The 14,187-nt window shown below is 59.2% G+C and carries 16 protein-coding genes and 1 pseudogene; 8 read left to right on the top strand and 9 right to left on the bottom strand.

Going from position 1 to position 14,187, the window contains the following annotated elements; all coding sequences use genetic code 11:
- Window positions 1-3: 3 nt before the first annotated feature.
- Window positions 4-111 (top strand): hypothetical protein, encoded by a 108-nt coding sequence (locus C8348_RS22640; protein WP_482811895.1) that lies wholly within the window; start codon window positions 4-6, stop codon window positions 109-111.
- Between the two features lie 265 nt (window positions 112-376).
- Here the strand turns inward: C8348_RS22640 and C8348_RS20050 are convergent.
- The 7 genes and pseudogenes from C8348_RS20050 to C8348_RS20020 all read right to left on the bottom strand — a co-directional run.
- A pseudogene (locus C8348_RS20050) lies at window positions 377-501 on the bottom strand (integrase core domain-containing protein); the annotation flags it as partial.
- Between the two features lie 69 nt (window positions 502-570).
- Window positions 571-1,884: a TRAP transporter large permease gene (locus C8348_RS20045; RefSeq protein ID WP_157950489.1), complete on the bottom strand. Its 1,314-nt coding sequence runs from the start codon at window positions 1,882-1,884 to the stop codon at window positions 571-573.
- 1 nt (window position 1,885) lies between these two features.
- Complete coding sequence (locus tag C8348_RS20040; RefSeq protein WP_106755087.1) at window positions 1,886-2,428, bottom strand: TRAP transporter small permease; 543 nt, start codon at window positions 2,426-2,428, stop codon at window positions 1,886-1,888.
- Between the two features lie 11 nt (window positions 2,429-2,439).
- Window positions 2,440-3,468 (bottom strand): TRAP transporter substrate-binding protein DctP, encoded by a 1,029-nt coding sequence (gene dctP / locus C8348_RS20035; RefSeq protein ID WP_198647163.1) that lies wholly within the window; start codon window positions 3,466-3,468, stop codon window positions 2,440-2,442.
- A 375-nt stretch (window positions 3,469-3,843) separates the two neighbouring features.
- Window positions 3,844-5,052 (bottom strand): iron-containing alcohol dehydrogenase, encoded by a 1,209-nt coding sequence (locus tag C8348_RS20030; RefSeq protein ID WP_106755075.1) that lies wholly within the window; start codon window positions 5,050-5,052, stop codon window positions 3,844-3,846.
- A gap of 80 nt (window positions 5,053-5,132) precedes the next feature.
- Window positions 5,133-6,611 (bottom strand): aldehyde dehydrogenase, encoded by a 1,479-nt coding sequence (locus C8348_RS20025; protein ID WP_106755074.1) that lies wholly within the window; start codon window positions 6,609-6,611, stop codon window positions 5,133-5,135.
- Between the two features lie 84 nt (window positions 6,612-6,695).
- Window positions 6,696-7,643 carry a helix-turn-helix transcriptional regulator gene (locus C8348_RS20020; RefSeq protein ID WP_198647162.1) on the bottom strand — a complete coding sequence of 316 codons (948 nt, stop codon included), beginning with the start codon at window positions 7,641-7,643 and terminating at the stop codon, window positions 6,696-6,698.
- A 197-nt stretch (window positions 7,644-7,840) separates the two neighbouring features.
- On the opposite strand from C8348_RS20020, the gene C8348_RS20015 reads away from it, so the two are divergent.
- Together C8348_RS20015 and C8348_RS20010 are read left to right on the top strand one after the other, a co-directional pair.
- Entirely contained in the window at window positions 7,841-8,914 is a 1,074-nt protein-coding gene (locus tag C8348_RS20015; protein ID WP_106755072.1) for a mandelate racemase/muconate lactonizing enzyme family protein, read from the top strand.
- A 74-nt stretch (window positions 8,915-8,988) separates the two neighbouring features.
- Entirely contained in the window at window positions 8,989-9,759 is a 771-nt protein-coding gene (locus C8348_RS20010) for an alpha/beta fold hydrolase (RefSeq protein WP_157950486.1), read from the top strand.
- Window positions 9,760-9,851: 92 nt separating this feature from the next.
- Here the strand turns inward: C8348_RS20010 and C8348_RS20005 are convergent, their stop codons facing one another.
- On the bottom strand, window positions 9,852-10,472 hold the full coding sequence (locus tag C8348_RS20005; protein ID WP_106755070.1) for a TetR/AcrR family transcriptional regulator: 621 nt from the start codon (window positions 10,470-10,472) through the stop codon (window positions 9,852-9,854).
- Between the two features lie 92 nt (window positions 10,473-10,564).
- Here C8348_RS20005 and C8348_RS20000 point away from each other — a divergent pair, with 92 nt between their 5' ends.
- The 5 genes from C8348_RS20000 (at window position 10,565) to C8348_RS19980 (ending at window position 14,014) form a co-directional block, all read left to right on the top strand.
- Window positions 10,565-10,894 (top strand): DUF1330 domain-containing protein, encoded by a 330-nt coding sequence (locus tag C8348_RS20000; RefSeq protein WP_157950485.1) that lies wholly within the window; start codon window positions 10,565-10,567, stop codon window positions 10,892-10,894.
- Window positions 10,895-10,992: 98 nt separating this feature from the next.
- Complete coding sequence (locus tag C8348_RS19995) at window positions 10,993-11,478, top strand: carboxymuconolactone decarboxylase family protein (RefSeq protein WP_198647161.1); 486 nt, start codon at window positions 10,993-10,995, stop codon at window positions 11,476-11,478.
- Window positions 11,479-11,650: 172 nt separating this feature from the next.
- Window positions 11,651-12,052, top strand: coding sequence for an SRPBCC family protein (locus C8348_RS19990; protein WP_106755068.1), 402 nt, complete (start codon window positions 11,651-11,653; stop codon window positions 12,050-12,052).
- Complete coding sequence (locus C8348_RS19985) at window positions 12,049-12,894, top strand: RNA polymerase sigma factor (protein ID WP_106755067.1); 846 nt, start codon at window positions 12,049-12,051, stop codon at window positions 12,892-12,894. Before C8348_RS19990 ends, C8348_RS19985 begins: the two co-directional genes overlap by 4 nt.
- Before the next feature lie 154 nt (window positions 12,895-13,048).
- The gene (locus C8348_RS19980) at window positions 13,049-14,014 is read left to right on the top strand and encodes a LysR family transcriptional regulator (RefSeq protein ID WP_106755066.1); all 966 of its coding nucleotides are present in this window, start codon (window positions 13,049-13,051) and stop codon (window positions 14,012-14,014) included.
- Here the strand turns inward: C8348_RS19980 and C8348_RS19975 are convergent.
- Entirely contained in the window at window positions 13,971-14,186 is a 216-nt protein-coding gene (locus C8348_RS19975; protein WP_106755065.1) for a DUF2274 domain-containing protein, read from the bottom strand. The two genes, C8348_RS19980 and C8348_RS19975, sit on opposite strands and share 44 nt — an antisense overlap.
- Between the last annotated feature and the right edge of the window lies 1 nt (window position 14,187).

The raw sequence follows: 14,187 nt of genomic DNA, 5'->3' as shown, positions 1-14,187 counted from the left end.
GCTGTGGATCCTCACGCTTGGCTGAGCTCAACCCTCAGTGCCGTCGCCAACGGCCATCAGCAGGGTAAGGTCGTTGAACTGCTTCCATGGAACTTCGCTGCAGAGGTGTGACCGGCACACCGCTTACAACGAACGGCCCTACATGACCATCGGCGGCTTCACACCCGCACAGAAATTGATGATCGCTGCGTGAATTCTACCCCCGAGCCTCGTTGAGAATGGGGAGATTGCCGTGCCGAAAGCGGACACAAGCAAAAGCCCCGCTGGCGAGAGCCAAGCGGGGCTTTTGATAAAGTGTTGGATGAGGTTCAAAGTTCTGGTTGCGGGGGCACGCAACCATCTCAACTTGCTGTTCTGGGCAGCGGCTTAGGTTTGCTGTGCAGGCCTCCGCGAGCGTCGAGAAGAGCCTTTCGTTCAACATTTATCTCGGAAGCGCCCATTGAAGCTCTCGATGAAGCCGTTCTGCATGGTCTTTCCCGGCGCGACGTAGTGCCATTCAATGCAGGTGTGCTGACATCAGCGCAGGATGGCCATGGATGTCGCGTCTAGAAAAATCGAGGCTGTTCAGTTTCACGGTCCGTAAACTTGCTCCGGTAGCCAAAGCGAGAGTTTCGGAAGAGCAATAATGATCGTAAGCAAGACCAGCTCCACGCAGATGAATGGGATTACGCCACGGAAGAGTTCTCGCGATGTGATCTCCGTTCGGGCCGACGCCATGACCGCGAAGAGATTGAGCCCGACCGGAGGCGTGATCGCTGAAATCTCTATGAGCTTGATGAGGACGATGCCGAACCAAATCGGATCGTACCCCAGCCCCACCATGATCGGATGAAGAAAGGGGACGGTGACCACTGTTATCGAGACAGTGTCCATAAACATGCCGAGGATCAGGTTCGCGATCACAACCGCCAGCAATACCTGCCACGGCGCAATGCCGCTGGCTGAGATCGCATCGACGAGCTCGGAAATGAAGCCGGAATAAACAAGGAAGCGCGCGAACAGGAGTCCGCCGATCAGAACGAGGAAGATCGTCCCTGAACTGACTGCCGTCTCCTCCAGTGCCTCCCGAATCATTTTCGGCTTGCCCACACCACGCCAGACGGCAATGCCCAGCGCACCGAGCGCTCCGATCGCACCGGCCGCCGTAGGAGCCACTAGGCCGCTATAGATCCCGCCGACCACAATCGCCGCAAGCACAAGGAAGGGCCCCGTACGGGTCAGGGCAGTGAGTTTCTCCTGTGTGCTAAAAGCTCTCCCCACTTCCGGCGCCACGGCCGGCCGAACGCGCACCAGAATGAAAACAAAGACCACGTACGCAATCGCCGTGAAAATGCCGGGGATGACGCCCGCCACGAAGAGGCGTCCGATGGATTCGCCCGTCAGCAGCGCATAGATCACCATCATCATGGACGGCGGAATGAGCGAAGCGAATGTGCCGGCAGCTGCAATGCACCCGGCACCGACGCCGGAATCATAGTTGAACCGCTTCATCTGCGGCAAAGACAGCCGGGTAAAGACCGCGGCGCTGACAACGGTCGAGCCGGATATCGTGGCAAATCCGGCCGAGGACAGGATCGTCACAATGAAAAGGCTGCCGCGGACCCGTGCCAGTATGCGATAGAACGCTTCATACAGATCGCTCGTCACCCCCGCGCGGTGGGCGAGAATTCCCATCAACACAAAAGTCGGGATGACAATAAAGGAATACTGGTTGAGCGCATTGTACACGAGCGTCTCGGCCGAAGACGCGAGCAATGTCTGCCCGCCGACCATGAACAGACCGGCAAGGCCAACGAGGCCAAGCGCCGATGCCACGGGAACGCCAATCAAGGTGAGAACGAGCGCCACGCCGATCGCGAGGCCACCAAGAGCAAGACTACCCAACTCAGTTCTCCTCGTTCTTATTTGCGGCCGGAATGACATCCGCAGGGGCGATCAGGCTCAGGACGACGATCCGCGCGGCTTCGAAACTCGTCATGCACACGCCGATGGCAAAGGCGACCTTCATGGGCCAGACGGCGAATTCGCCGGCCGCGACAGCAGTTTCGCGGATCGCCACGCTGGACACAGCAAGCTTCACGGCGCCGAGCGCAAGGATGCCCAGAAACACGAAGGACAGGACCGCCGCTAGCACTCCGACCACTCGCTTGACAGGCTCGCTCATCCATTCCGTGAGCACATCGACCACGATATCGGCCCGGTTTCGAACAACCATGCCTGTCGACAGGAAGACCGAGGGGGGCAACAGTTCCTCGGACAGGTTCGTCGCAGCGGCGATCGGCTTGTTCAGCGCGAAACTCATGACCATGTCGAGCGCGCCGATACCGACGATCAGGAGGATCAGGGCCCCGGCGACGTTCACGCACAGCAGAGTGCCGGCTCGCAGTGCCCGGTCAAGGCCGCGACCTACAAGATGAATCGAGTGCATTTGCGTCCGCCCTACTCGATCTCGGCTTGCTTGGCGCGCCAGTAATCAAGCACGGTTTTCGCCTGCTCGCCCAACCCTTTCGACACCATGCTCTTGAACCAGACGTCGCGCATATCGGGGATCGCCGCGCGATAGGCATCGGGTTCGGCGAAATCGACAACCGCAACGCCCTGCTTCTTGAGGAAGTCGAGCGCCTCAGCTTCAGCCTCGGCGATCGCCCGCATGCTACGCTCGGCGGCCTCTTCGCTGACCTCGGTGATCAGCTTCTTGACCTCGGCCGGATAGCTGCTCTCCCACTTGTCGTGATTGACCCAGATCGGCCAGGTCGCGACCGGTCCGACACCGGCGGTCGACAGGTGCTTGGCCACTTCGTACAGTTTCGTGACCTTGTAGAGATCAGCCGAGTAGAACCCGCAATCGAGACGCCCGCGCTGCAAGCCCTCGTAGATATCCGAGGGAAGGACGTTCACCCCGACCGAACCGAGCGCGTCCCACATCGGTGGCTGATAGGCTCCAAAGCTCCGGATTTTCAGCCCCTTGAAGTCGGCCATCACCTTAACCGGCTTGGTGCAGAGCGGATAATACGGGTTCATCGGATGAAAAAAGAGCGGTTTCACCTTGTTCCTGCGAAGCTCTTCCTGAACCGCCTTGTTCTCCGCCACCAGCCCGGCCGAGACCGCAACCGCCGCCTTGGGTGTCTTGAAGACATAGGGCACGGAATTGGGCGCCCCGATCAGCGGCAATTCGTTGGGAAAATACGCCTGCGGCACGGCACCGAAATCAACGGCGCCCGAACCGACCAAACCCAGGATTTCCAGCGGCTGGCCCGCCGATCCCCCCCAGAAGATCCTGATATTGATCTTGCCGCCCGAGCGCTTCTTGATTTCGTCGGCCCACCATTGATCGATACCGCTTTGGACGAAAATTTTCGGCCCAAAATGCGCGAGACGAAGGTTCATCTGGGGGTAATCGACAGCTTGCGCAAAAGCCTGCGGAGCCATCGCGAACGTCAAGGCGACGAGTGTGAATTTCAGTTTCATTTCAGTCCTCCCGCTTATCATTGAGTCACCATTGGTGGTGACCGTGCTGGCCGCCTGAGGCGACTCTCTTGTCTTTTGCTATATAGGCTCGTCACATCACCTCTGGCCTGTAAATGCTATCCGTTCGCCCCAATCGCCCATCGGTACAGAGCTTGCCTGCCAAAGTCCGTCCTCCAACCGCGCGCTGGCGGAGATCGCTCCACGTTGGCGCCCTACTTTATTGGGCGTGGCTGGTCGCCGTGCGGCCGGACACTCCCTCTGAGTCGATGAGACCGTTTTCGCTTGCTGCGGCTGCGCCAGAACCAGGGACGAGAAAACTTGCCGTTGTTATCGCTTGGACTGGATGAGGAACGTCCGGCGAAACGTCGGCTCGGCCTATATCCGGGCACGATCGAGGGATTCAAAACACGCCGCATACAGCGCACTCGCATCCTCAACGCTAGCCCGGCGGACATTCGGCGAGGCGATGATTGAGCTCGCCGTAACCGGCTCCGCTGGGGCCATCCCATATAGCCCGGGCAATGCAGCCTCGGCAATCTCACGCAGCGACGAGGGCTTGTCGAAATGACCATCGAAATGATGCGGAAAGCCGATCTCGTCATAGAGTTGGCCAAGCGCTGCGAGGACGTCGGCCAGTGCTGCGGCGTCGCCGTCGCCAGCCTTAAGTCCCATCGCCGCCGCCATCATCCGCACCTTTGCTGGTGCCTCCGGCGCGTTGAAGGCAAGGACGTGAGGCAAAAGAACGCCGACGCCGATGCCGTGCGGCGCGTGACAACGAGCCTCCAGCGGTAACGACAGCGCGTGCGCAAGGCCAAGTCGAGCATTGCCACACGCCATGTTAGCGATTGCCGAGCCCAGCAAATTATCAGCACAAGCGTCGGGGGCGCGTGTCGTGACCGCGCAGGTGATCGAGCGCATCAGCAGACCAATCGCGGTCATCGCAAGACCGTCGGTCAGTGGAGTTGCGAACTCGGTGAACATCGCCTCCACCGCATGAGTCAAGGCATCGACTGCTGAAATCGCCGCAAGGCGGGCAGGAATAGCGGCCAGCACGACCGGATCCAGGAACGCCATGGTGGGAAAGCTCAAAGGGCCGCCGCCCACGAATTTTACGCCGTTCGCGTCATCCTTCACCAGTGTGAACTGGGATACCTCGGCGCCGGACCCGGCGGTTGTCGGCACGAGGAACATGGGCAAAGCGCGATGGGAAAATCGGGCAACGCCGGCGCAGGCACGAAATGTCGGCGGGTTCCTCGCGACAATCGCGATGGCCTTGGCGGCACAGAGCACTGAGCCTCCGCCGACGCCGATCACCGCTTCGAGCGAACCTGCGCTCACGCGCGCGGCCTGCTCGTCCACCTCATCGAGATGCGCATCGATCCGGCAGCCGTCATAGACGCTCACGCGAATACCCGCTCTGTCCAATGCGTCGAGAATTGCCACATAGAACGGTTGCGGCGTAATATTGGCATCGGTAACGACCAGAACGCGCCGGATGCCCATCGCCGCAATGGCTGAGCCGATGCCCGCGAGGACCCCGGCGCCATGGATGACGTGTGTCGGCATAAGGAAAGACGCTTCCATGCCCCACTCCTTGTTTGATGTTTCCTTGATTCCCGCACATGCGCGCGCCCTTCTCGCGAGAGCGTCGCGCCAATCGCGCCTCAGCGCAGGACGAACGGGTTCGGAACGTCCTTCTCGAGATTGATGTAGACGCTCTTGGTCTGGAGATATTCCTTGATCATCTCCTGACCGTTCTCGCGCCCGATGCCCGATTGCTTGAAGCCGCCGAACGGCACCGCGTAGCTCACGACGCGATAGGCGTTGACCCAAACCGTGCCTGCCTTCAGCGCTTTGGTGTAACGGAAGGCGCGGGTAAGGTCGTTTGTCCACACACCGGCGGCAAGGCCATAGGGCGTGTCGTTCGCGATCGCGATTGCCTCATCATCATCCTTGAAGCGGATGACCGAGAGTACTGGTCCGAAGATCTCTTCCCTGGCAACGCGCATCGAATTGGTGACATCGGTCAGAATCGTCGGTTCGACGAACCAGCCGTTCTCGCATCCGCTGCCGCGATAGGGCTTGCCCCCGTGCGCCAGCGTGGCTCCCTCTGCGGTCGCAATGGCAACGTAATCGAGCACCTTCTCGTATTGCGGCAATGTCGCGACCGGACCGATCTGCGTGTCGAGTGCCATCGGGTCGCCCATCTTCGCGTCAGCGACGAAGGCACGCAGAGCAGCGACGAATTCATCGTGACGCGCCTCATGGACCAACAAGCGCGACCCAGCCATGCAGGTCTGACCGGTCGCGGCAAAAATGCCGGAGACAGCGCCCTTCACCGCCTGCGTGATATCCGCATCCTCACAGACGATGTTCGGCGATTTACCACCGAGTTCGAGCGTGACGTGTTTGAGCGTCTTGGCGGCAGCCTGATAAACCGCCTTGCCGCCAGCATCGCCTCCCGTGAAGGCGACTTTCGCGACCTTCGGGTGTTCCACCAGCGCCGCGCCGCATTCGTTGCCATAGCCGGTGACGACATTCACCACACCGGGCGGGAACCCCGCCTCAAGAAACAGCTTCACGAATTCGATCATCGACACGGAAGCATGTTCGGAAGGCTTGATGACGACGGCGTTGCCAGCCGCCAGCGCCGGCGCGAGCTTCCATGTCGTCAGCAACAATGGCGAATTCCACGGGGTGATGGCGACGACGACGCCGAGCGGCTCATATACCGTGTGGGTGAACATGCCCGCCTTGTCGGAAGGAATGACCGCCCCTTCGATTTTGTCGGCAAGACCACCGTAATAGTAATAGTGCTGCGGCAGGTAGCGAAGCTGGCCAAGCATTTCGGCCTTAAGCTTGCCATTGTCGTGGACCTCGAGATCAGCAAGGCGCTCAGCGTTGTCGTGGATGAGATCGCCAACCTTGCGCAGAAGCGCACCACGTTGACTGGCGGTAATGTTCGCCCAGGCGGGATTCTCCATCGCAGCCGCAGCAGCCTCGACCGCCGCGATCGCATCCCTTTCCTGCCCGCGCGGTATACGGGCCCACACTTTGCCGGTGAACGGGTTGACGCTGTCAATCCAGCCTTCGCCTGCGGCGATGCGCTCATCGCCGCCAATTAACATCTTAAAGTCTGTCATCGCACCCTCAAGCTGACGAAATTCGAGCGTGAGGGTGAAACAATGGGGCACAGGCATCTCGCCCCCAACCGCGGAATCTTCGCCTCAGTAAGCCTGTCCTGAACGCCTCAACGCCGTAGGGGTGACGCCAAAGCGTTCCTTGAACCTGTCGGTGAAACGCGACTGGGATTGATACCCCACTGCATCCGCTACCTGGCAGATCGTCAGATGCGTTTCCTGAACCATTGTCAGGCCGGACATCAGACGGACTTCTTCGAGAAGTTCCCTGAAATTCGTACCTTCGACCTGCAGTCGTCGCCGCATGGCTGACTCACTAACGCCCAGTGCCTTGCACACCTCCTTGCAGCGCCAAGCTCGCGCCGGATCGACGCCAAGCATTTGTGAAACGCGTTGACGCCAGCTAGGACTGCGGCTCACGAGGATATTACCGGCGAGGCCTGCTTGTGCGAAAAGCAGTAGCAGCTCGACCAGGCGATGACGCTGAATCTGTATCGAAACAGGGTATTTCCGGCTCCAATCGAGCCATTGCGCCACCCATTCGAGCGAAGATTCTGACGCGGGCGCATGCCAGTGCGGCGCGAGATTCCAGCTTTCAATCCCCTGGCCAAAACTCTTCTGGAACTCTTGAATCGTCTCGATATCGAATCGAAACCCAAGGCCTTGATATATTCCGGTCGCTTCATCCGGATACTTGCCGATCCAGAATTCCGTGTCAGCGGGCACTATAAGGAATTCGCCCGACTTAGCGACATAACGCTTGTTTGAAAGCAGTATCTCCTTCGAGCCCGAGACGACCAGCAGCAAGGCAGGTTTGCTGAAGACCACTTTCGCGATTGTTTGCGGCTTATAGCAGCTTTGAATGCCGAGCCCACACTGCATCAGATCCTGGTCGAGATCAGGATCACGCTTGGACAGGCCTTGCAGCAGATTGTCGATGAGCCGCGACTTGCCGGAACGCATCTCGATCTGAGTGCGCGCCAGCACGCTTTCGCTGCGGGGGATGATGCTGAGAGCCGTCTTTCTTCCTATCATGACACTTCCTTTAACAGATGAACTCCACATTTCGGAGACCAGTATAACGATTTCCCCGCGGCAGACCGGTATCGAAACACGGATGATCGTTTCGGGCGAGCAAACGGCTCCATTGGGCGAAACGAACCCGGCAACCGTCCGCAATTATTCGTAGCTCGCCCTCATGGGCTCAGCAGCGCTCTGTCCGGGATTTGTCTATGAAAGTTCGACGCCTTTCGTCAGGTTTGATGACATATAAATTGCCCAGCGCGACTGGCGGTTCTGGAGTCGGGGAAGTCGATGTCATCGTCTGCGATCTCATTGCCGACGATGGTGTCGAAGGCTTCGGCTTTTCCTACGCGATCGGGGGGCGAGGTGCTGCCGCTGTCAAAGCGCTCGACCAAATCGGTCGTGAGATTGTTTTGAATTCGCCGGTTGAACATCCGGAAGTGACCTGGCGACGCGTGAAAATAGCCTGCAACAGGACAGGGCGTGGTCCCAATTATATAGGGCTTGCGGCGCTTGATGTAGCGCTTTGGGACTTGCACGCCAAACGCCTGGGCGTTCCACTTGGCGTCGCGATGGGTGGCGCATTGAGGCCCGTGCCAGCATACGGCAGCGGCGGCTATCGACCGAACCAAGGGGAAGATGCAATCGCCGATCAAGTTCTGCGCCATCGCGAACAAGGGTTCAAAGCGGTGAAGCTTAGACTGTCCGGTCGACCCGAGGACATCACATTGATCGACGCTACCCGATCACACATGGGACCAGATCAATGGCTGATGGTCGACATGAATGAAAAGGGAAACCTGACCACCGCGCGCACACTGATTGCCGCTGTTCTTGCCAATGGCGGGCTCTTTGTCGAGGAACCGCTTCCAGCGCACGACCTCGAAGGGTACCGAACTCTCGCCAAGGCGCACCCAGGAGCGATTGCGACTGGAGAACACTTGCAGGGTTGCGAGGCGGTATTTCCGTATTTGAAGGACGGATTAAGCGCCGTCATTCAGCCCGACCTCGCTATGATGGGCGGGCTGACCGAAACCTTGCGCCTGTCCCGCTTGGCGGAAGCCTTCGGGGTTGAGGTCATGCCGCATTTCCTGCCGGGTCTCTTTGCTCATGTCGCGGCTGCGGCGCCGAACGTCACTTGGCTTGAGGATTTCCCGCTCCTCGAACCGCTTCTCGACGGCGTCCCCGAGGTCGATTCCAACGGAATGCTGACAGCAGGCGCGGCACCGGGGCACGGCCTGTCGCTCTCCCAGACGGCGCGTCGGAACATGCTCGCTGCCTGAGCTTCCACCCCCAGGCCGCGGTCGGACACATCAGCCGTGGCGACCGCAATAAAGAAAATATCGAGGAGGATATGATGACCCTGAAAGCGAACGTTTCCGGTTATGGACCACGTAGAGTCCTTTTTCTGCATGGATGGCTGAGTGATCACCACGTCTTCGACACGATTGTTCCGTGCTTTTCCCAGACGGAATTCACGATCGCACAAATGGATTTCCGGGGCTATGGCCTCAATCGCGCTGTCACTGGCACCTATGGCGCCGACGAGGTCGCCAGGGACGCCCTTGAACTGTGCGATCAACTGGGATGGCGGGCTTTTCAGGTTGTCGGCCATTCCATGGGCGGCATGGTCATCCAGCAAATGATGTTGCAATCACCGGGGCGTATTACTTCGGCGGTTGCTGCGACGCCGGTGCCGGCTTCCGGCTTTCCTGTCGATGATGGCACGCGGACGTTCTTCGAAAGCGCGGCAGACGATGACAGCGCGCTTACGGCCATCTTCAATACGCTGACGGGTGAGCGCTATTCATCGTCCTTTCTCGAAGGATTGACCGCCGCCGCGCGCGGAGCGATCTCGCGCGAAGCTTTTCTCGGCTACCTCCGCACCTGGACGACGACCGATTTTTCCGCAGATGTAGGCAAGATCGATGCGCCAATCCTCGTCGTCGGCGGTGCTACGGACAAAGCACTTGGCCCTGAATTCCTCAAGGGGACCTATCTTAAGCAACTTCCGAACGCGCGGCTGCGGATCATCGAGCATTCCGGCCATTATCCGATGCTTGAAGCGCCGCCGGAATTCTTCGGTATTGTCGAGACGTTCCTCCGCCATGACGGCAAAATGACCTAAAGACCGCACTGATCGGGAGTGGCCGAATCAAATGACGATGTACCAGGCGCCGCGATCTGACATCGCGACGCTGACGGCAATCTCCGCGATCTTCAAGCTTCCTGTGTCACGGGCTCGCGCAATATCCCGAAAGAAGCCAGCACCGCGCGTGCCGCCGGCCACAAGGCGCCACGATCGGGCACCACTTTCGCCATGACGTTCAAACCGACGAGAAAGGTTTTCAGCGAAAGCGCGGTCGCGGCAATGTCGGTGTCACGGGGAAGCTCTCCGCGCGCGACGGCCGCGCCCAGCAATGCCTCAAGCCGCCCGAGCCGCGCGACCATATGGGCAGCCACCTCAGGGCCCAATTCGGCATCCACGTTGCACAGCGCGCCAACGCTGTTGACGGCCAGACAGCCCTTCGCATCGACATCCATGGCGAGGCTCTCACAGACGGTCCTGAACGTCGCGGTTATCAGCGCGCAGATGCTTCCTTCAGGCGGCACCGCCGCCAGTGCCCGGTCAGGCGAACGTTCCAGATAGCGTTCAAACGCCTCCATGAACATGGCCTCGCGGCTCTCGAAGGCATTGTAAAAGCTTGAGCGGGTGATCCCCAATCGCTCCGAGAGCGCCTTGACCGAGTTCGCCTGATAGCCCTCGCGCCAAAACGCCATAAGCGCCGCATCGAGTGCGGCGTCACGGTCAAATTGCGAGGGCCGTCCGGACTTCGACATTTATTTTGTTCACCTATGGACAAAAACGACTGGCCGTTTTATACAGCTATGTACATAACGCATCTGTCCCCCTCTGTCGAGGGGCGGCATCGTTGGCGCTTCATGTCGTTCGTGCAGAAAGGACCCCGAAAGTGGCAGCATTTTTTATCGTCACAACCACAGTCAAGGACCCAGAATCCTACCAAACCTATGTTCAAAGCGTCGGCCCCACGCTGGCGCCCTTCGGCGGCAAGGCGCTGTTGCGCGGCAAAGCCGTTGCGGCCCTGGCCGGAACGCTGACGCATCAGACGGCCGGCATCATCGAATTTCCCGACATCGACGCGCTCAACGCCTGGCATGCGTCTGAAGCCTATCAGGCGCTCATTCCTTTGCGCAGCCAGGCCGCCGACATGACCATCACCAGCTACGTCGTTCCCGCGTGATTTCAAATCCCCCCAAGAAAGGGCAACACATGTTTACGTATCACGACAAGAATACGGCGCCGACCGCGTCCATTCCCTTCATCGATGGCGCGCAGGCCATGTTTGGTTTCGTGCCGAATTTGCACAAAATCCTGGCTGAATCACCCGCCGCGCATGAGGCTTATTCGACGCTTTACAAGCTGGCGACCGAGAAGACGAGCCTCACTCCCGTTGAGGTTCAGATCGTCATGATGACGTCGAATTATCACAATCGCTGCCATTACTGCATGGCAGGCCATTCGATGATCATGACGATGCTGAAGGCGCCGCAGGACATCATCACCGCACTGCGTGAGGGCAAGCCCCTCGCCGATACAAAGCTCGAAGCGTTGCGCGTTTTTGCCCGCAAATTGCTCGAGGAGCGCGGTCACGTGGGCGACGAGGCGCTGAACGCGTTCCTGGCAGCCGGTTATACCAAGGCACAGGCGCTTGACGTTCTCGTCTGTCTTTCGACCAAGGTGCTTTCGAACTTCACGAACGCTCTTGCCCACACCGAAGTCGACGCGCCGATGAAGCCGATGGCCTGGGCGCCTCCGGCGGTTTGAAACCCGCGCTTCGCGTGCAGGATTTTTAAACGCGCGCGAAGCGCACCACTTCACTCGAACCGCTTTCGTCCGAACTTTTTTGCCTTTCCTGAGTCACAGCCACCGCTCCGTTTCACTCCTTATCAATACGGCCCGGATGTGCCGGTGCCGCAACAGCAAGGAGTTAAGCTTTATGAAGACCTTCGACGTGCAAAGCATCGGGATCAACAAGCCGGCCGGCGCCGTATTCACCTTCGTCGCCGAGCCTTCCAACCTCCCGAAGTGGACCAATGCCTTCAAGAGCGCCAATTCCAGTTCGGCCGAACTGGTGACCCCCAATGGCGCCGTGCCGATCTCGTTGCAGACCATCACCCATGACGGTCACGGCACCATCGACTGGAAGATGAGCTTTCCCGATGGCGCCGTCGGCATGGCCTATTCGCGCGTTACCCCGGATGGAGCCGATCGGGCGGTCTATAGCTTTGTGCTCATGGCGCCGCCGGTTCCACTCGAAATGCTTGAAGGTGCGCTGGGCGCGCAGATGGAGACGCTGGCCAAGGAGTTGAAGGCGTTGAAGCGGCTTCTCGAAGCATGATCAGGCTTGACGCCCAACAGGTCGTGGCGGCGCGGGAGGGAAACCGCGCCGCCCTTGAGGCGGTCGTTCGTGCGGCTGAACGCCCGGTCTATAATCTGGCGATGCGGATGCTTGCCAACCGCGCCGATGCCGAGGACGCGACGCAGGAAATCCTGGTCAAAATCGTCACTAACCTTGGTTCAGTGCGCGAAGCGGAGGCGGCCGGCGGCTGGGCGTTGCGCGTCGCGTGCCGGCATCTACTCCATGAGAGGAAGCGCGGCGCGATCGAGGCGATGCGGCTGACGTTTCAGGGGTTCGCAACCGATCTGGAAACCGGACTGTCGCCGCTCGCCGAACGTGGCTTGAACGAAGTCGAGGAAAAACTCGCCATCGATGAGGTGAGGATCGGCTGCACGCTGGCCATGCTGACCTGCCTGTCGCGAGAGCTCAGGATCGCCTACATCCTCGGCGACATCTTCGAAGTCACCGATACCGAGGCGGCCGAAGTTCTGGATATCGATCCCGCGGCATATCGGCAGCGGTTGCGCCGGGCGCGTGGTGCGGTGACCGCGTTCGTTCAGAGCCGTTGCGGGCTGGTGTCGGAACTCGCGGCATGCCGATGCGAGCGACGGGTCGGTCAGGCGCTGAAGATCGGCAGGGTTGTGAAAGGACAGCCGAATCTATCGGCGAGCTTGGGCGATATACCCAGCGTTGCCGAAATCCGCGGCCGCATCGAGGTGATCGAGCGTGAGCGCACCTCCGCGGCACTCATGCGCTCGACCCCCCATTTCACCAGCCATGTGGGCGAGCTCGTAATGTCCTTAGTGGACGCGAAATCTTCGAATTCCAGCCTCCAGAAATAGGATTCCGCCGCAACAACATATAGGAAAACTCATGTACCTTTCGGTTAAACGTGTGATTTCGGACTTGGATCTCTGTGATGTTCGATCGACGCGACAGGGCTGAATATTCGTACTTCGATGTTTATCGTCAATTCTTATTTTTGAAACTGCCGCCATGCCCGTGCAGATCCGTCACATCCACTTTGTAATTGCGGCGGCGGATTATGGTAGCTTTCGCCGGGCTGCGCTGGCGCTGGGCGTGCAGGAATCAGCGATCAGCCGCCGAATCCGCGAGTTGGAGGAACGGCTAGGTACAACGATCTTTGTTCGTTCTTCCTGCGGAGTAAGATTGACCCGCGCCGGAATGCAGTTTGTGCAGCGTGGGCGAAAGGCTCTAGTGGAGATTGGCCTGGCTAGGACTGAGGTTGGCGCGATCGGTCGCGGGGAAGACGGACACGTTAAAATTGGGATATTCTCATCACTGGCATCCGGATTTCTATCCGATCTGATTCTCTCCTTTGGTAAGCGCTACGGAACCGTCAAACTGACATTTACAGACGGCAATCCTGCCGAGCATGCGGCCGCAATCCGTCGGCGCCGGCTCGATGTCGCCTTCGTCACCGGAACAGCCAAGTGGGAGGGTTGTGATAGCCTGCATCTTTGGTCTGAGCGGGTCTATGCCGTGCTGCCGTCTAGCCACCAGTTTGCTAATGCCCCGCAAATCACATTCAAAGATATAGAAGGTGAGTCCTTCATCGTCAGCGAAAGCGCTCCAGGCCAAGAGATCCATGACTATCTGATGAAGCGGCTCGCAGATCTGGGCCATCACCCAGAAATTGATCAACAAGCTGTGGGCAGAGATAATCTGATGCACTTAGTGGCGTTGGGACGCGGACTGACGATTACGAGTGAGGCGACGACGGCAGCACAGTTTCCCGGTGTCGTTTTTCGACCCATTGCTGGGGAAACCCTGCCATTCTCAGCGGTTTGGTTGCGGGATAATGATAATCCGGCATTTCGAAATCTGCTTGCTCTCGCGCGCTCTATGGCAAATCCAAAGGAAACACCCGAGATCAGAAGTGGTAGCGCGCCGAGGCTCAGATCCGCCGCAACTTCGCAAATCCGCGATCTGTCGCGATGAAGCGCTCAAGCATGGGCACGATCAGGCGGATCGGATCAGCCTGTCCTTGACCAGCATCGCGGTTGAGAATTTCAGCATAGGCGATGAGGTCGCGGTGCAGGCTGGCAGGCAGCTCCACCGTCACTTTGACCGGTTTGTCGTTGGCTATCGGACCGAGTTTCAGTTTCGGCACA

This window comes from Pannonibacter carbonis (assembly GCF_003012935.1).
Taxonomy (GTDB): Bacteria; Pseudomonadota; Alphaproteobacteria; order Rhizobiales; family Stappiaceae; genus Pannonibacter; species Pannonibacter carbonis.
Note: the sequence above shows the minus strand (reverse complement) of the source record. Positions and strands in the feature narration are given on the sequence as shown.